Annotated in this window: 1 pseudogene; it reads right to left on the bottom strand. The window is 37.3% G+C overall.

From position 1 onward, the window contains the following. A pseudogene (locus FOT98_RS31110) lies at positions 1 to 209 on the bottom strand (IS200/IS605 family element RNA-guided endonuclease TnpB); the annotation flags it as partial.

The raw sequence follows: 209 nt of genomic DNA, 5'->3' as shown, positions 1-209 counted from the left end.
CCAGAAGGGTTCCGTCTAACCGTAGCATTTAAAATACGTCCCTTTACTTCACGACTTTTGGCAAATCGAACAAGACCTAGTTTCGGCAATTTCATTTTGTTTCCCACAACAGCAATGTTTTCATTTGTTTGTTTTGTGGTATAAGATTGTACGTTGTTCTTTTTAGATTTGAAACGCGGGGCACTGTTTTGTTTTTTAAAAAAGCGTGT

Origin of the sequence: Bacillus sp. HY001 (assembly GCF_007558965.1) — a bacterium.
Classification (GTDB): Bacteria; Bacillota; Bacilli; order Bacillales; family Bacillaceae_G; genus Bacillus_A; species Bacillus_A mobilis.
The sequence above is the reverse complement of the archived record's forward strand: the minus strand, read 5'-3'. Positions and strand labels throughout refer to the sequence as shown.